Here is a 17,736-nt window from a genome sequence, read left to right on the forward strand (position 1 = left end):
TTGTAAGATCGTGGTGAACGGCTGAACATAACCGAACTGCACCGTGCAGTATTGTCGCACGGGCAGGTGAGTGCAGCGCCGACGCTGCGTTCGTGCGCGGGCTGCGGCACACTCCTGCGATGACCGACGCTGCTTCAGACTTCCGCCTGTACCACTCCAACTCGCTCGATGTGCTGGCCGCCCTGCTGGCCACGACGCTGCGCACGCCGGTGCCGGGCCAATCGATCCTGGTGCCGGAGGTGGTCCTGATCCCGCAGGTCGCGATGCGCCGCTGGCTGCAGTCGACCCTGGCGGCCGAGTATGGCATTGCCGCCAATCTTGAGTTCCTCACCCCCGGTGAGCTGGTCGCCCGCGCCCTCAACGCCAACGTGCCCGGCGAACATGACGATCTCAATGCCGAGGGCCTGCGCTGGCGGTTGTACGCCGCCCTGCGCGACCCGGCCTTGATGGCGCAGCCGCCGATGGCGGCCCTGCAGGCCTACCTGTCCGCGGCCGATCCGCTCAAGCCGTGGGCGCTGGCCGCCGAGCTGGCCTCGGTGTTCGAGAAGTACCAGGCCTGGCGTCGTGATTGGCTGCTGCGCTGGGAGGCCGGCGCGGCACCGAACGACCCGCAGGCGATCCTGTGGCGGCGCATTGCCGGTGGCGAGCAGTACCGTGCGCGCCGCATCGATGCCTATCTGGCCCGCTTCGAGGGCGCCGGGCAGCCGCTGCCGCAGGGCCTGCCGGCGCGCGTGTTCGCCTTCGCCACGCTCAACATCTCCCCGGACGTGCTGCGGGTGATGGCGACCCAGGCGCGGGTCGGCACGATCCACTTCTATCTGCCTACGCCGACCCAGGCCTACTGGGGCGATCTGCAGACCCTGGGCGAGAAGCTGCGCAGCGGCGCGCCCGATCCGTTCGGCGAGGCGGCGGGCGAGAACCGCCTGCTGCAGGCCTGGGGCGCGGCCGGTCGCGACTTCATGGCGGTGCTGGGCAGCTACGAGGTCGTGCATCCCTCCGGCGAGATCGCCGCCTACGACGATCCCGAAGACGATGCGCGTCCGGACATGGACGACGGTGGCTTGTCCGACAGCCTGCTGCACCGCCTGCAGCGCGACCTGTTCCACCGTCGCGGGCAGCCGGCCGGCGCGCTGCGCGACGGGCTGCGCCATGACGATCCCAGCCTGCAGGTACATGCCTGCCACACCCGGCTGCGCGAACTGCAGGTGCTGCACGACCAGCTGCGCGGCCTGCTCCAGGACCCGCGCTTCGATCCGCCACTGCAGGCACGCGACATCGCGGTGCTGGCGCCGGACATCGATCCCTACGTGCCGTATCTGGAAGCGGTGTTCGGCGGACGCAGCGGGGGCGACGAGCACATTCCATACGCGCTGGCCGACACCAGCCCACTGGCCGGCGAGCCGCTGGCCGATGTGTTCGTGCATCTGCTCGGGCTCCCGGTGTCGCGCTTCGGATTGAACGAAGTGCTCGACCTGCTCGCCAGCGCGCCGCTGGCCGAGGCGGCCGGTCTCGATGCCGCAGCGTTCGACCGCCTGCACGATTGGCTGCAGGCCGCCGGCGCACGCTGGGGGCTGGATGCGACCCATCGCGGCCAACACCAGGCCCCGGTCGACGATGCCTTTACCTGGCAGTTCGCGCTCGATCGCCTGCTGCTCGGGCATGCCAGCGGCAGCGACGGCGATATCGCCGGGGTCGCGCCGTGGCCGGAGCTGGAAGGCAGTGCGCTGGATGCGCTGGACCGCCTGCTCGGCCTGCTGCGCGTGCTGGCCCGCTACCAGAAAGTACTCGGCGAGACGATGTCGCCCGGGCAGTGGCGACAGCGCCTGCTGGCCCTGCTCGATGCACTGCTGCCCGAGCCGCCGCAGGCCGCCAACAGCCAGCGCGCACTGGAGCGCCTGCGCAAATTGATCAACGAGTTCGCCCGCGACGCCGACACCGCCGGCTTCGAGGGCGAGGTGCCGCCGGAGGTGCTGCGTGCCCATTTCGCCGGCGTCCTCGCCCAGGCCGATACGCGTGCACCGCTGCTGACCGGCGGCGTCAGCTTTGGCCGGATGGTGCCGATGCGGCTGCTGCCGTTCCGGGTGATCTGCGTGCTGGGCCTGAACGACGGCGATTTCCCGCGCCGCGACCCGGCGGCCGGGCTCAACCAGCTCACCGCCGAGCTGGGCACCGACAAGCGCCGGCACGGCGACCGCTCGCTGCGCGAGGATGACCGCTTCCTGTTCCTGCAGTTGTTCGCCTCGGCGCAGGACGTGTTCTACCTGAGCTATCTGGGTGCCGACCCGCGCGATGGCAGCGTGCGCGAGCCCTCGGTACTGGTCAGCGAGCTGATCGACGCGGCGGCTGACTACCATATGGATCCGCCCGCGGCCGCCAGGCAGATGACGGTGCGGCATTCGCTGCAGCCGTTCGCGCCGGCCGCGTTCGGTGGCGGTGAAGAGCCGCGCCGCTTCAGCTACCGCCAGCAGTGGCACCCGGCCGCCGGCTCGCTCGGCGGTGCTCGCCGCGCGCTGGCGCCGTGGTTCGCGCGGCCCCTGCCGCCGATGGAGAGCGGCAGCGGTGAGACCGACCTGAGCGTGGACGCGCTGCGTCGCTTCCTCACCGATCCAGCCAGTCAGTTCCTCTCGCAACGGCTCGGCCTGCGCCTGCCCGACGACGTGGACAACGCCGAGGACGTCGAGCCGCTGGTGATGGCCGCACGCGGCAGCGACACCGCGCTGCTGCAGCAGGCGGTGATCGAGGCCACCCTCGACGAGGATGCCGCGCCGCTGTATCCCCGGCTGCGCGCACGTGCGCTGCTGCCCTCCGGTGCGCTGGGCGAGCGCCAGTTCGCGCTGCTGCAGGCGCAGACCGAGCCGTACGCGCAGGCCCTGGCCCAGTGGCAGGCCGGTACCGCGGCCGACAGTCGCCGCTACGAGGTGGAGATCGATGGCGTGCGCCTGCACGGCCGGGTCGACGGCCTGCATCCGCACGGCCTGGTGCGCCTGCGCCCGGGCCCGCTCAACGGCCGTGCCGCGATCCGCCAGGGTCTGGACTGGTTGCTGGCCAACGCGGCCGGCGATGCGCGGTCGCTGGTCCAGTTCCACGAGGCGGGCGATGACGGGCTGGGGCCGCACACGCTGCCGCCGCTGGACGCCGAGCGCGCACGCCAGGTCCTGCGTCGCCTGCTGCAGCTGCGCAGCGAAGGCCTGCGCGCGCCGCTGTTGTATGGCCCGTCCACCGGCTGGGTGCTGTATACCGCCGCCGAGGCCAAGCGCGAGGCCGAGGGCCGCGCCAAGTGGCATGGCAGCGACCGCAGCTGGGGCGAATCCACCGGCGCCGGCTACCAGCTCGCGCTGCGCGGCCACGATCCATTCGCCAGCGCGGACAGTTACCGTCACCTGCTGCACAACAGCTTCGTGGTGTTCACCGCGGTGCGCGAAGGCCGGGTGTTCCCGGGCTTCGACGAGGAAGGAGCCCTGCGATGATCGACCACGACCTGCTCGACGATCCCTACCTGGCGCTGCCGCTGGATGGCGTGCGCCTGATCGAGGCCAGCGCGGGAACCGGCAAGACCTTTACCCTGGCCACGCTGTTCACCCGGCTGGTGGTGGAGAAAGGCTGGCGCATCGGCCAGATCCTGGCCGTCACCTTCACCGATGCCGCCACGCAGGAACTGCGCAAGCGCATCCGCGAGCGCCTGGCGTTGGCCGCACAGCTGGTGGAGCGCGTGCCCGGCGAACAGGACAGCCCGGAGGTCGCCCTGACCCGGGTGATCCTGCAACGCCAGCTCGCGCTCGGCGAAGAAACCCCGGCTGCGCTGGCGCGCCGGCTGCAGACCGCGGCCGATGAAATCGATCTCGCCTCGATCTTCACCATCCATGGCTTCTGCACCCGCGTGCTGCGTGAGCATGCATTGGAAAGCGGGCATACCTTCGATCCGCCAACCCTGCTGCCCAGCGAGCGCGAGCTGCACGAGGAACTCGCCGCCGACCTCTGGCGCGTGCATGCCAACGACCCGGCCACGGTCGATGCGCTGACCTGGCTGTGGCCGTCTCCCGAGGCGCTGGCCGGCGATCTCTCCACGCTGATCAAGCCCTTGCCGCTGCTGCCGCCGCGCCCCACCCACAGCGTCGACGACCCGGCGTCGCAGCTGCGGCTCGCCGCTGCGGCCCTCGCCGACGCGATCGAGGCGCACGCCGAGGACGCGCAGGCACGGATCGCCACCGCCTTCGACCGCAAGGTCTTCGACGGCCGCCGAGCCAAACGGCCGAGTTTCGACAAGGCCTTCGGCGAGCTGTCTGCCGGCCGCAGCGCGCAGCACTGGCCGCGCGGCGACAAGAGCCACCTGGGCAAGCTGCTGCCGGTGCAGCTGCTGGCCTTCTGCAAGGACGGCATGGAGGGACAGTGCCCGGTCTCGCCGCTGTTCGATGCGCTGCAGTGCTGGTGGCATGCCGCCGACGCGCGTGAGCAGTGGCTGCGCCAGCAGGCCACCGCGTTCCTGCATGACCTGCGCGACGAAGCGCGTGCGCGCCTGGCCGAGCTCAAGCGGATCGGCCGCGTGCAGACCTACGATGACCTGATCGACGGTGTCGCCGATGCACTGGAGGGCCCGCACCGGGCGACCCTGGTGCAGCAGCTGCGTGCGCAGTATGCGATCGCGCTGGTGGACGAGTTCCAGGACACCGACGACCGTCAGTGGGGCATCTTCCAGCGCGTGTTCGGCGATTCGGAGGAGACCCGCGAGGCCGGCCTGGCACCGGCGCTGTTCCTGATCGGCGATCCCAAGCAGGCGATCTACGGCTTCCGCGGCGGCGACATCCACACCTACCTGAAGGCCAAGCGCCAGGCCGACGCAGCGCCCGCGCTGGACCGCAACTTCCGCTCGCGTCCGGCGGTGCTGCACGCGATCGAAGCGCTGTACGCCAATGCCGGTGAACGTGCCTTCCTCGAGGTCGACATCGCCTTCGAGCCGGTGCATCCCGGCAGCACCCGGGTGGATGCGGATTTCCTGCGCGACGGGATGCCCGCGCCGGGCCTGACCGTGCGCGTGCTGCACAACACCGAGGGCGGCGACCTCAAGGCCGATCCCTCCCGGCAGCAGGCCAGCGACGCCTGCGTGGCCGCGATCCACCAGATCCTCAGCGAGGCCCGCCAAGGGCGCGCGCTGCTGCGCGGTGCGCCCGTGCAGCCCGGCGACATCGCGGTGCTGGTGCGTTCGCACAAGGAGGCCACGCGCATCCAGCAGGCGCTCGGTGGGGTGGGTATTCCTGCGGTCGCCGCAGGCAAGCAGAGCCTGTACGCCACGCCCGAAGCGCACGACCTGCGCCTGCTGTTGCTGGCCCTGCTGCAGCCGGCCGATGAAGGGCGCCTGCGCGCCGCGCTGTCGACCGTGCTGCTCGGCGAAGATGCCGAGGCGATCGACGCGCTGGAACGCGAAGGCGATGCGCAGCGCTCGTTCCAGGTGCGGTTGCTGGAATGGCGCGAGCGCTGGCAGCGCGGCGGTCCGTTCGCGGTGATCGCCGATCTCTGCGCCGAACATGCCGAGCGCCTGCTCGGTCTGCTGGATGGCGAGCGCCGCCTGACCAACTACCTGCAGCTGGGCGAGCTGCTGCAGCAGGCGGCCGGGCAGACCCTGGGCATGCATGGCCTGCTCGACTGGCTGCAGGTGCAGATGGCGCATGCCGACCAGGACGACGAGCAGCAGCTGCTGCGCCTGGAATCGGATGCGCGCCGTGTGCAGATCATCACCCTGCACAAGAGCAAGGGTCTGGAGTATCCGCTGGTGTTCCTGCCGTTCGTCGGCATCGGCGGCGGCGCGCCCAACACCGAGGCCAACTGCACGGTGTACGCCAACGGCCGCCGTGAGCTGCACTGGAAGCTGGACAAGGACGACAGCTGGAGTGCGGCCAGCACCCGCAGCGCGCAGGAACAGGAAGCCGAAGACGCGCGCCTGCTCTACGTCGGGCTGACCCGTGCCGAGCACGCGCTGTGGATCGCTGCCGGCGATCTCGCCGGGCTGGCCAGAACCCGCCTGGCACCGATGCTGTCGGACCTGGAGGCGCTGCGTGCGCATCCGGACATCGCCGTGATCGACGGCGCGGTGGAGCCCCGTCCGGCGCAGCTCGCGTTCGAGCGCGAGGGCGAACTGCCGCCGGTACGCGCGCTGACCCGCCGCGTGCCGCACGACTGGTGGGTGTACAGCTTCACCCAGCTGGCGCATGCCGATGCGGGCCATGACACCGATGCGGCCGCGACCGAAGTACCGGCCCCCGCCGCCGACGAACCGGCCGTTGCGGACCTCACGCTGGAGACCGAACAACCGGCCGTGCCCCTGGAAGAGATCGACCCGCGCTTCATGGGCAGCCGCTTTGGCAACGTGCTGCACGATGCGCTGGAAAACACCGACTTCGCGCAATGGGGCGGATGGCAGGCCGGGCAGCCGGCACCCGGCGAGGAAGCCGAGGTCCTGCGTGCTTCGCTGCGCGCGGAAGGCTATGCCGAGGAAGACCTGGACGATGGCGTGGCCATGTTGACCGCGCTGGTCGGCCAGACCCTGACCGTGCCGCTGCCGGAAGGCGGTGCACTGCACGAGCTGCCGGCCGAGGCACGGCGCGCCGAAATCGAGTTCCACTTCGCGATGCAGCCGACCGCGGTCCCGGCATTGCTGACCCTGCTGCACGCGCACGGGCTGGTCCGCGACCGCCATGGCTTCGGCACGCGGCGGCGGCTGGAGGGCCTGATGACCGGCAAGATCGATCTCACCTACGTGCGCGCGGACCGCTGGTACGTGCTCGACTACAAATCCAACCGCCTGCCCGGCTACGACGCGGCCCGGCTGACCAGTGCGATGCAGCACAGCGAATACGACCTGCAGGCGCTGATCTACACCGTGGCGCTGCACCGCTGGCTGCGCTTCCGGCTGGGCGCGCAGTACGACTACACGCGCGACATGGGCGGCATCCGCTACCTGTTCTGCCGTGGCCTGGATGCCCGCCGCGAGGACAGCCCCGGCCTGTACGCACACCGCTTCGATCCGGCCCTGGTCGATGCACTGGATGCGCTGTTCGCCGGTGGCGAACACGCCCAGGCCCGCATGGCCGCGCGCGCACGGGGGGAGGCATGAGCCTGCTCACCACGCTGTACCGCGGCAACGCGCTGCGCACGCTGGACCACGCGCTGGCGCAGAGCCTGCGCCGGCTGCGCCCGGAGACGCCCGATGCAGTGCTGCTGGCTGCCGCACTGGCATCGCTGGCGGTCTCGGACGGGCACGCCGGCCTGGACCCGCACCAACCGCAGCGGCTGATCGACGCCGAGATCGAATGGCCTGCGCCGGACGTGTGGCTGGCGCAGCTGCGCGCTTCGCCGTGGGTGGATGTGCCCGAGGCGGATGACGCGGTCGCCGGGGATGCGCCGCTGGTACTGGAGAACGGACTGCTCTATCTGCGCCGTTACCGCGAGTACGAGCGCCGCCTCGCCGTTGGCCTGCAGCGCATCGCCACGCATCCGCTGGCCGAGGCCGATCCCGGCACCCTGGCCACGCTGTTCGGCCAGCTGTTCCCGCAGGCGCGCGACGGCATCGATCACCAGGCGCGTGCCGCCGCCGTCGCGCTGCGCCATCCGCTGGTGCTGGTGACCGGTGGCCCCGGTACCGGCAAGACCACCACCATCGCGCGGCTGCTGGTGCTGCTGGCCGCACAGGCGGTGCAGGCTGACCAGGCACTGCCACGGGTCGCGCTGGCCGCGCCCACCGGCCGCGCCGCCGAACGCATGGCCGAGAGCCTGCGCCTGGCCGTGCAGCGGCTGCGCCTGGTCGGAATCGCGCCGGCGCTGTGCGATGCGATGCCGAGCACCGGCACCACCCTGCATCGCCTGCTCGGGGTAATCCCGGATTCGCCGCGCTTCCGCCATCACGCCGACAACCCGCTGCCGTATGACGTGGTGGTGGTGGACGAAGCCTCGATGATCGACCTGCCGCTGATGACCAAGCTGGTCGAGGCGGTCGCCGATGGCAGCCGGCTGGTGCTGCTCGGCGATCCCGATCAGCTGCCCTCGGTGGAAGCCGGTGATGTGCTCAGTGCGATCCTGCGCGCCAGTGGCGATGGCCTGGGCACCCAGGCCGATGATGCGCAGGCATTGCGCGCGCTGCTCGCGCCCGGTGCGCTGCAACCGCTGGCACCGCCACGCCGGTTCGGTGGCCGGCGCGTGCAGCTGCAGCGGGGCTACCGGCAGACCGACGCGCTCGATCTGGCGCCGCTGGCGCATGCCGTGCGCGACGGCAACAGTGCCACCGCGCTTGCCCTGCTACGCGTAGGCACGCTGGCTGGCGTGCATTTCCACGAGGACCAGAGCGATCCGCTGCAGCACCACCGCGAGCAGCTGCTCGGGCATTGGCGTGGCCTCGGTGAGGCAGCCGATCCCGGCGTGGCGCTGGCCAATGCCGGCCGCATCCGCCTGCTCACCGCCGTGCGCGAGGGCCCACAGGGTGCACGCGGACTCAATGCCCGCATCGAAGCGCTGCTGGCCGGTGTGCCGCGGCCGGGCATGGCGCCGGGCTACTTCCACGGACGGTTGCTGCTGATCACCGAGAACAGCTACCGGCACCGCCTGTTCAACGGCGACATCGGCATCTGCCTGATCGATCGACAGGGCAGCGTGACCGCCTGGTTCCCTGGCGAGACGCCGGACCAACCGCGCGGCTTCCACCCGGGTGCGTTGCCGGCACATGAAAGCGCGTTCGCGATGACCGTGCACAAGGCGCAGGGCTCGGAGTTCGATGAGGTCTGGCTGCAGCTGCCGCGACGCGACAACCGCGTGCTCTCGCGCGAGCTGATCTACACCGGCATGACCCGCGCGCGGCAGTCGTTGCACGTGCTCGGCAGTGCGGAAGTAGTGGAGGCCGCGTTGGCGCGGCATGCCAGCCGTCTGTCCGGCCTGGCCGCACGCCTGCAGGGCGGCGGGGGGGAAACGCTGGCCGACGCCGTCGTGACGGCGCCGGCCCAGGGGCAGTTGTTCTAGCCCCGTGTCCGGATTTACTCCGGGATCACCACGGTGCCGTCGGGGAACACGATGGCGCCGTCACCGCTGACATCGAAGAAGCCCAGCTGGTGGGTGTTGGCCAGCACCTGCACCAGGCCGTGCGCGTTCTCGGCCACCTCGTCATCGAACGAGGCGTAGACCACGTGCTGGCCGATGCTGTAGTCGGTCACTTCCGGGCGGTCGTCTTCCTCATCGGACAGCGGGCCGTCCATCGGCGGGTAATGCTCGGCGAGCGCGGCGAAGAACGCCTGCAGCGCCGGTACCGACACCTTCGGGTCGTCGTAGTCGTGCGTCTCGTTCCACTCGGTCTGCGCGTCATACCACTGCAGGAAAGCCTCGGCCTCGCGCGGGGCGACGGCGGGGTCGAACACCATCAGGTCGTAACTCATCGGGAATCACCTTGATCCATGCGCAAATGCATGCGTCAGGATAGCCCTGATCGGCGCGGACCGGCCGGCCCGCGCCCGGCCGGTTCAGCGCGGCGCGGGCAGGCCGGGTGGCGTTGCGGTGGTCTCGGCCGGCGCGGCGACCACCGGTGCCTCGGGGAACAGCGCATAGCGCAGCCCGATCATGCCCATCAGGGCCTCATCGCGGGCCTTGCCGGCTTCCACGGTCTGCACGCGCTTGAGCGAGGCCTCCAGCCGGGCCTGCAGCCCGGTGGGGGCGGGCAGGGGGCGCCGACGCGCCGCCTGCGCGCGGTAATGGGCCGCCACTTCGTCCAGGATCGCGTCGATCGCAGCCACGCTGGGCGCCGGCAGGCCGTGCCGCGAGCGGCGCAGCTGCAGGATGTTCAGGCCGATCCGCGCTTCGGTGAGCATGTCCACCGAGGCGATGTCGCTGCCTTCCGGCGTGGCCGCCAGCCGCGGTGCCAGCAGGCCGAGCAGATCGAGCATGCGCGCGGCGAACTGCTGGCGGTCCTGCTGGCCGCGGCCCTCGGCCGCATCGGCCAGCGTGTTCCAGCCCTGGCGCACCAGCCGGCGCGCGGTCCACTCGGCACCCACCGAGCGGAACAGCCGCGTCATCACCACTGCAAAGCCGATCCCGATGAACATCGCCACGGCCGAGTTGATGAAGCTCTGGATGTTGGCGCTGTAAGTGTTCTGCACGTTCAGCAGCGCCACCAGGTTCACCGTCAGCGGCAGGCCGATCAGCGCGGTCTTGGGCCGGTGCAGCAGCAGGCCCAGCGGCAGGAAGATCACCGCCAGGACCAGCACCAGGCTGCCGAAGTCGTGCACCGCCGGGAAGATCCCGAACAGGTACACACCGGCCACCAGGCTGGCCACGATGGCCCACAGCAGGAAGGACAGCATGCTCGGTGCGGGATCGTCCTGCGCGGCGAAGAACGCGGCGGCCACCGCGGCCATCATCGCGCCGTTGCCACCGCCTTCCCAGCCGAGCCCGATCCACAGCACGCAGTAGGTCATCAGGGCGACACCGGCACTGGCCGCGGAGAACAGTGCCATGCCGTAGTCCACGTGGCGTACGTGGTCCACGCGCTGGGTGCACACGCGGTAGTGCGCGGTATCGCTCGGCGCGGTGCCTTCGTCGATGGCCGCGTGCAGGGTGGTGCAGTCCTGCCAGAGGTCGACCAGTTCTTCCAGGCGCAGCAGCAGGGTGACCAGCAGCAGGTGATCCAGCTCGCCGTCCACCGCCGGCTTGAGCGCGACGATGCGCGCGCGCAGCGTGGCGTAGGCGCTCGCACTTGATCGGCCCGGCTGCTCCAGCCAGTGCGCCAGATCGGCGATCAACGGCTCCAGCCCGGGCGGCAGCGCGCGGCCACCCGCACGCAGTGCACCCAGCCGGTCAGCGATCGAAGAGAGCACCGGCAGCATCAGCAGCATGCGCTCGCGCAGTCGCTCCATCGAGACCGCCGCACCGGCATGGCGCGGGTCGTCACGACGCATGAATTCGATCAACGCTTCGAACTGCACCAGGTCGGCGGCCAGGCGGTTGCGCGGGCCGTGCGCATGGCCGCGCGTCAGGATCTGCCGGCACCAGTCGGCGGCATCGCCCATCCAGCTGCCGATCCGCGAGCGCAGCATTGGCCGCACCGAGGCGGGGAAGAACAGCGAGGCGAACAGCACGGCCACTACAGTCCCAAGGATGATCTCCTCGCTGCGTGCCACCACGGTGTCGAAGATGGTGTCCGGCGAGGTCACCGCCGGGAAACCGATGAAGGCGGTGGTGTAACCGGCCAGCAGGAAGGCATAGCCGCGCGGGCCGCGGTTGAGCAGGGCGATGAACAGGCACGCGGACAGCCACAGCGACATCGCCGCGCTGAGCAGCAGGGGCGTTTCCACCAGGTGCGGCAGCATCCACAGCGTGGCCGCGCCGGCGATCAGCGTGCCCAGGATGCGGTAGGCACCCTTGGCGCGGGTCGGGCCGAGCATCGGCTGGGTCACGATGTAGACCGTGGCCATCGCCCAGTACGGGCGCGAGAGGTTGCCGGCCAGCCCGATGTACAGCGCCGCGATCGCCGCCAGGAAGGTCTTGACCGAGAACAACCAGGCCTGTCTGTCCAGCAGCAGCATGGCTTACCTCGCGGCCGTGCCGGTGGCGACGGCGTCGGCATTCCAGCCGCCGCCGAGCACCAGGAACAGCTGGATCTGGTCGCGCGAGACCTGCGCCTGCGCCTCGGCCAGGGTCGCATCGGCGCTGGCCAGGCTGCGGTCCGCATCCAGGCTGGCCAGGTAGGGCGTGCGTCCGCCCTGGTACAGACGGCGGTTCTGGCTGGCGGCCAGGTCGGCCTGCTGCTGCGCCTGCTGCAGGAACTGCAGGCGTTGCAGATCCTGGGCATAGCGGCTCAGCGCGGTCTGGGTTTCGCGCAGCGCCTGCAGCACGCTGTGGTCGAACTCGGCCAGCGCGGCGTCGGCACCGGCTTCAGTGGCGTGGATGCGGGCGTGCGTGCCGGAGGAGGGCAGCGTCCAGGAGATCAGCGGACCGATCGACCATTGCTGGGTCAGCGGCGTGCCGAAATCTTCCAGCAGGCCGGCCGCACCGACCGAGGCGCCCAGGCGGATGTCCGGGTAGAGCTCGGCGGTGGCCACGCCGATCCGCGCGGTGGCGGCGGCCAGCTTGCGCTCGGCCTGGCGGATGTCCGGGCGGCGTTGCAGCAGCGCGCGGCCATCGCCGATCGGCAGCGCCTGGGCCAGGGTCGGGGCCTGGCTGCAGTCGCTCACGCCCTCGGGCAGCTGGCCCGGGGTGCGGCCGAGCAGGGCGGCCAGCTGGTATTCGGAGGCCTGGCGGTGTGCACGCAGCGGCGGCAGCGCGGCCTGCAGCATCGCGACCTGGGCATTGGCGCGGGCCAGCTCCGGCGGCGTACCGCGACCGGCCGTGATCAAGCGCTGGGTGACCTCGCGGCTGCGCTGCTGCAGCTGCAGCGAGTGCTCGGCCACGTGCAGCTCATGGTTGGCGTGGCAGATGTCGACATAGCTGCCGGCCACCTGTGCGACCAGCGACACGCGTGCCAGGTCCATCGCGGCGGCAGTGGCCTGCTCGTCGGCATGCGCGGCCTCGGAGGCGCGCTTGAGCTTGCCGAACAGATCGAACTGATAGGACACCGCGAACTTGCCGTCGGCCAGGTTGATCGGCGGCAGTTCGTGTTCGAGCAGGAACGATTCGGCCGAGAGCTGCGCGCGGCTGACCCCGGCCTCGGCCTCGTACTCGAAGCCACCTGCGTCAAGCGCCTGCTCATACACGGCGGCGGCACGGCGCAGGTTGGCATCGGCGACCTTCAGTTCGACGTTGTCGCGCAGCGCCTGCTGCACCAGCGTATTGAGGGTGTCGTCCTGGTACAGCTCCCACCAGCGCGCGGGCAGCGCGGCGCCAGCGGCGACCTGCGGGTTGCCGGTCTCGAGGAAGGCGGCATTCGCCTCCGGCCGCTGGAAGGCGGACCCGGCCGGCACCGCGTAGTCCGGGCCGAAGGTGCGGCACGCGGCCAGCGTGGTCAGCGCCAGCCCCAGCGCAATGCGGTGCAGCGCCGGGCGGTTCACAGCGCCGTCCGTGCCGGTTGCGCCGGCGTGGCCGGGGCGGTGTCCGGCTGGATGGTGACGGTGGCGGTACGGCCGGCGATCAGGTTCACCCCGGCCGGCACGCGGTCGATATGGATGCGCACCGGGATGCGCTGGGCCAGCCGCACCCAGTCGAAGGCCGGGGTCACGTTCGGCAGCAGGCTGCTGCCCTCGCTGCGGTAACGGTCTTCGATGCCGGCGGCGATGCTCTGCACGTGGCCCTGCAGCGGCTGCGCTTCGCCCATCAGGCGGATGTCGACCTTCTGGCCGGCATGCACGCCCTGCAGGCGGGTTTCCTCGAAGTAGCCGTCCACGCGGAACGAGCCGGTATCGAGCACGGCCATCACCGGGCGCCCGGCGGTCACGTAGTCGCCCGCGCGCACGGTGCGGTCGTTGAGGTGGCCATCGCTGGGGCTGCGCACTTCGGTACGCGCCAGGTTGAGCTTGGCCAGATCGACGGCGGCCTGTGCGGTGGCCATCGAGGCCTGCGCGGCGAGCAGCTTGGCGCGGCGCACTTCGGCGTCCTCGGCGGCGACCAGATCCTGCAGGCTGCGGTCGCGCGCGATCTCGCGGCGCAGCTGGTCCAGCGTGGCACGGCGTTCGCCGAGCGCGGCCTGGGCCTGTTCCAGCGCGATCTCATAGCGCGCGCGGTCGACCACGAACAGCACCTCACCGCGCTTGACCGGCTGGTTGTCGGCGACCTTCACCGCCTCCACCAGCCCGGACACGTCCGGCGCGACCTGCACCACGTCGGCGCTGACGTGCGCATCGCGCGTCCACGGCTCGTCCATGTAGTACGCCCACAGGTGGCGCAGCACCAGCACGGCGGCCACCACGGCCACGACGGTCAACACGACCGGGAATGTCTGCTTGAGGATCTTGTTCACGATTGCATCCAACGCATCAGGGAAAACAACCCGCCGAGCACGATCACGTACACGGCCAGGTTGAACAGGGCGGGGTGCCAGATGTGGCGGTAGGCGCCGGTGCGCTGCAGGACCACGCGCAACCCGCTCTTGAGCAGGTAGGCAAGCAGCATCAGCCCGAGCAGGGTCGGGACGAACACACCATAGAGACTGAATTCACCGTACATCGAGGCAAAGGGTCCACTGGAAAAAGGTAGGCGACGACCGTGGGTCGTCGTACGTCATGCCGTCGCAGTACGACACCGGGCGGTACAACGGGGGAACAGGCTTACGTCACGCGGTCGGCCGCATCGGCCAGCAGCTGCCACAGCTTCAGGACGGTGCGCAGTTCATCCAGGGTCAGCTCGCCGAACACGTCCTGGCGCAGGCCGATCAACTGGGTTTCCAGCTCGCTGACCAGGGCCTCGCCCTTGTCGGTCAGCCACAGCAGGTTCGCGCGGCGGTCGCTGGCGTCGCATTCGCGGCGGACCAGGTCGCTGGCGGCCAGCTTGTCCAGCAGGCGTACCAGCGAGGGGCCTTCCATGCCCAGCTGGTGAGCCAAGGCCACCTGGCGGATACCCCCGCCGGCGCGCCCGATCATCAGCAGCGGCATGGTGCAGGCGGCCGAGATGCCGTAGCTGCCCAGGGCCTGGTCGGCCAGGCGCTGCCACTGCCGCCCTGCATAGAGCAGGCCGGAACTGAGCTGCATCTGCAGCTGGGTACGTTCGTCGAGGGATCGGTTCATCAGAATAGATAGGATACTACTAATTCGCGTCCTATCAATACCCGTGGCACAACCGCGGCCCAATGAGCGCCTACCAGGGCGGGGCGGGGGGGGCGCCGCGCAGGACGCCCGAGGGGTCTGTCGGGTACGATGCTCGCCCCCCTTCGGGTGCTGTATGTAATGAGCAAGCAAGACAACGACGCCAACCCCGTCACCCAGGCCGAGGCCGAATCGGCGGTGCGCACCCTGCTGCGCTGGGCCGGTGAAGATCCGACCCGTGAAGGCCTGCTGGATACCCCGCGCCGCGTTGCCGAAGCCTATGGCGACTGGTTCAGCGGCTACCGCGACGACCCGCGCGCCTACATGGAGCGGACCTTCGAGGAAGTGGCCGGCTACGACGAACTGATCGTGCTGCGCGACATCGAGTACGAAAGCCACTGCGAACACCACATGGCGCCGATCATCGGCCGCGTGCACGTCGGCTACCTGCCGGCCGGCAAGGTGGTGGGCATCAGCAAGCTGGCCCGCGTGGTCGAGGCGTATGCACGCCGCTTCCAGGTCCAGGAAAAGATGACCGCGCAGATCGCCCAGTGCATCCAGGACGTGCTGCAGCCGGTCGGCGTGGGCGTGGTGGTGGAAGGTGCGCACGAGTGCATGACCACCCGCGGCATCCACAAGCGTGGCGTCAGCATGGTCACCTCGAAGATGCTGGGCAGCTTCCGCGAGGACGCGCGCACCCGCGCCGAGTTCCTGCGTTTCATCGAAGTGGGCGGCAAGCGCTGATTCTCCGCGCTGTCGCGCGCGACCGGCAGGCGCTGGGCTTCGGCCCGGCCCTGCGGGTGCGTGCGCGTCCCGTTTCCCTCCCGGTCGCCGCGATCCGCACGGCCCGTCTTCCTGTCCCCGGTCTCGAATGAAACATCGCGAGCGCATTACCCGTTACCGCCACCTGCGCGAACAGTCGCAGTGGAAGCTGCTGGCGGCCGATCACGCGCCGGAAATCATCGGCCTGCTGCAGAGCCTGCTGATGCAGGACGAACGCACCCTGTCCACCGCGGTGCTGCACGAACGCCTGCAACGCGCGCTGGATGATCTCAAGGCCGATGAGCTGTCGCGCGACCTGCCGCGCACCGCACAGGCCTACATCGCGCACTGGCTGGCCCAGGGCTGGCTGGAACGCCGCTTGCCCGAAGGCGCCGACCAGGAACAGTACGAACTGTCCACCCAGGCCGCGCAGGCGATCCGCTTCGCCGACAGCCTGGAGCAGGCACGCGCTGCCGCCACTGAGAGCCGGCTGGCGCTGGTGATCGAGCAGCTCTCGCAGCTGGCCGCGCTGACCGAATCCAACCCGGATGCGCGCCTGTCCGCGCTGCGCGACGAGCGCGACCGCATCGATGCCGAGATCGCCCGTGTCAGCGGCGGCAAGGTGTCCTCGCTGGACGGCAAGCGCGCGCTGGAGCGGACCCGCCAGATCATCGGCTTGGCCGACGAGCTGACCGAAGACTTCCGCCGCGTGCGCGACGACTTCGAACGCCTCAACCGTGAATTCCGCGAACGCATCATCGATGACGAGGGCGAGCGCGGCGACGTGCTGTCCAAGCTGTTCGAAGGCGTGGACGTGATCGGCGACAGTGACGCCGGGCGCAGCTTCGAGGCGTTCTGGCGCCTGCTCAATGATGCCGAACAGAGCGCCCAGCTCGATGCCGCGCTGGAGACCGTGCTCGCACGTGGTTTCGCACGCAAGCTGGACCGCAACGAGCGCACCTTCCTGCGCGGCTTCACCACCACCATGCTCGAGCGTGGTGGCCAGGTCCACGACGTGCTGCAGCACTTCGCGCGCAGCCTGCGCGGCTTCGTGCAGAGCCGTGGCTACCTGGAACAGCGCCGCCTCAACCAGCTGCTCAAGCAGGCCCAGGGCGAGGCGCTGGGCCTGCGCGATCACATCCCGGCGCAGCGCTCCATCGGCCGCGACCTGCAGCTGACCACCAGCCGGCTGCGCTCGCTCTCGCAATGGAAGCTGCACGATCCGCGCCAGGCGCAGGTCGATGGCAGCGTGCAGCGCAACGACACCGCCGCGATCTCGCTGGAGAGCGTCGGCGATCTGGTGGCGGCCTCGGAAATCGACTTCCGCACCCTGCGTCGCGACCTGCATGACCTGCTCGGCGGGCAGCCGCGGCTGTCGATCGCACAGGTGCTTGAACACCGCGAGGCCCCGCAGGGCCTTGGCAGCATCATCGGTTACCTCTCCCTTGGCACCCGCCATGGCGAGGTCGCCACCGACCAACAGGAGATCGCGCAATGGCGCGGCGGCGATGGCCACTGGCGTCGCGCCCGCATTCCGTTGATCTGGTTCACCCAGGAGAAACGCCATGAGCTGGCATGACCAATCCACCGACGCCCCGATCGACGGCGGCGCAGACGAGCACGACGACGAGCCAGTCGTGGTGACGCCCGTCCTGCGGCGTAACAATGACGTGTTCTACATGGGCGACACCGGCCGGCTGCCGCTCGATGGCCGCCGCGCGTTGTGCCAGCTGCTGATCGGCCCGAGCATCGACCAGCTGCGCCACGCCAAGCTGTGGCCGGCGCTGATCCGCAGCGAAGCGGCGATCCGCTCGGCGCTCTCGGACCTGTTCCTGGAACTGGTGCTGGACCGCGAGAGCGGGGTGGCCTTCACCCGCCAGGCCGATACCGAAGATATCGACGCGCCGGTGCTGCTGCGCACCTCGCCGCTGACCTTCATCGACTCGGTGCTGCTGCTGCACCTGCGCCAGCAGTTGGCCGAAGCCGATGCGCGCGGCGTGCGCGCGGTGGTCGAGGATGCCGAACTGGCCGAAGCACTGGCCGTGTACGAGCGCCACCTGTCCACCGACCGCGCCGGCTTCAACCGCCGCGTCGCCAGTGCCGTGCAGAAGATGAAGGACAACCACATCCTCACCCGCCTCGGCGGTGACGATGCGCGTCATGAAGTCTCGCCGGCACTGAAACTGATGTTCTCCGCCGAAGATGTCGCCGCCCTGGCGCAGGTGTACCGCCGCCTGCGCGAAGCGCCGGCCGACCTCGACGCCTGAGCGCGCGCCCG

The 17,736-nt window shown here is 70.3% G+C and carries 12 protein-coding genes; 6 read left to right on the forward strand and 6 right to left on the reverse strand.

Features of this window, described 5'->3' with window-relative positions:
- Positions 1-119 precede the first annotated feature (119 nt).
- Genes recC through recD form a run of 3 tightly spaced genes read left to right on the forward strand, consistent with a single transcriptional unit; the run spans position 120 to position 8,997 of the window.
- The gene (gene recC / locus HDC96_RS14940) at positions 120-3,467 is read left to right on the forward strand and encodes an exodeoxyribonuclease V subunit gamma (protein ID WP_179460685.1); all 3,348 of its coding nucleotides are present in this window, start codon (positions 120-122) and stop codon (positions 3,465-3,467) included.
- Positions 3,464-7,105, forward strand: coding sequence for an exodeoxyribonuclease V subunit beta (recB, locus tag HDC96_RS14945; protein WP_179460686.1), 3,642 nt, complete (start codon positions 3,464-3,466; stop codon positions 7,103-7,105). The genes recC and recB overlap by 4 nt, the downstream gene beginning before the upstream one ends.
- A complete protein-coding gene (gene recD, locus HDC96_RS14950) occupies positions 7,102-8,997 on the forward strand; it encodes an exodeoxyribonuclease V subunit alpha (RefSeq protein ID WP_179460687.1) in 1,896 nt (631 codons plus the stop codon). The genes recB and recD overlap by 4 nt, the downstream gene beginning before the upstream one ends.
- A 14-nt stretch (positions 8,998-9,011) precedes the next feature.
- Here the strand turns inward: recD and HDC96_RS14955 are convergent, their stop codons facing one another.
- From HDC96_RS14955 to HDC96_RS14980, 6 genes are all read right to left on the reverse strand, one after another.
- Entirely contained in the window at positions 9,012-9,407 is a 396-nt protein-coding gene (locus HDC96_RS14955) for a hypothetical protein (RefSeq protein ID WP_088435243.1), read from the reverse strand.
- An 84-nt stretch (positions 9,408-9,491) separates the two neighbouring features.
- Positions 9,492-11,549: an FUSC family protein gene (locus HDC96_RS14960; RefSeq protein WP_179460688.1), complete on the reverse strand. Its 2,058-nt coding sequence runs from the start codon at positions 11,547-11,549 to the stop codon at positions 9,492-9,494.
- Between the two features lie 3 nt (positions 11,550-11,552).
- Positions 11,553-13,010 carry an efflux transporter outer membrane subunit gene (locus HDC96_RS14965; protein WP_179460689.1) on the reverse strand — a complete coding sequence of 486 codons (1,458 nt, stop codon included), beginning with the start codon at positions 13,008-13,010 and terminating at the stop codon, positions 11,553-11,555.
- Complete coding sequence (locus tag HDC96_RS14970) at positions 13,007-13,915, reverse strand: HlyD family secretion protein (RefSeq protein ID WP_179460690.1); 909 nt, start codon at positions 13,913-13,915, stop codon at positions 13,007-13,009. Before HDC96_RS14970 ends, HDC96_RS14965 begins: the two co-directional genes overlap by 4 nt.
- Entirely contained in the window at positions 13,912-14,121 is a 210-nt protein-coding gene (locus HDC96_RS14975) for a DUF1656 domain-containing protein (RefSeq protein WP_019183984.1), read from the reverse strand. Before HDC96_RS14975 ends, HDC96_RS14970 begins: the two co-directional genes overlap by 4 nt.
- Positions 14,122-14,222: 101 nt before the next feature.
- Complete coding sequence (locus HDC96_RS14980) at positions 14,223-14,678, reverse strand: MarR family transcriptional regulator (protein WP_121043644.1); 456 nt, start codon at positions 14,676-14,678, stop codon at positions 14,223-14,225.
- A gap of 159 nt (positions 14,679-14,837) precedes the next feature.
- Between HDC96_RS14980 and folE the strand changes: the two genes are divergently transcribed.
- The 3 genes from folE (at position 14,838) to HDC96_RS14995 (ending at position 17,725) form a co-directional block, all read left to right on the forward strand.
- Entirely contained in the window at positions 14,838-15,440 is a 603-nt protein-coding gene (folE, locus tag HDC96_RS14985; protein ID WP_019183982.1) for a GTP cyclohydrolase I FolE, read from the forward strand.
- 127 nt (positions 15,441-15,567) lie between these two features.
- A complete protein-coding gene (locus HDC96_RS14990) occupies positions 15,568-17,037 on the forward strand; it encodes a DUF3375 domain-containing protein (RefSeq protein ID WP_179460691.1) in 1,470 nt (489 codons plus the stop codon).
- Positions 17,024-17,725, forward strand: coding sequence for a DUF4194 domain-containing protein (locus HDC96_RS14995; RefSeq protein ID WP_179460692.1), 702 nt, complete (start codon positions 17,024-17,026; stop codon positions 17,723-17,725). The genes HDC96_RS14990 and HDC96_RS14995 overlap by 14 nt, the downstream gene beginning before the upstream one ends.
- The last annotated feature ends 11 nt before the right edge of the window (positions 17,726-17,736 follow it).

This window comes from Stenotrophomonas sp. JAI102, assembly GCF_013409105.1.
Lineage (GTDB): Bacteria > Pseudomonadota > Gammaproteobacteria > Xanthomonadales > Xanthomonadaceae > Stenotrophomonas > Stenotrophomonas maltophilia_AA.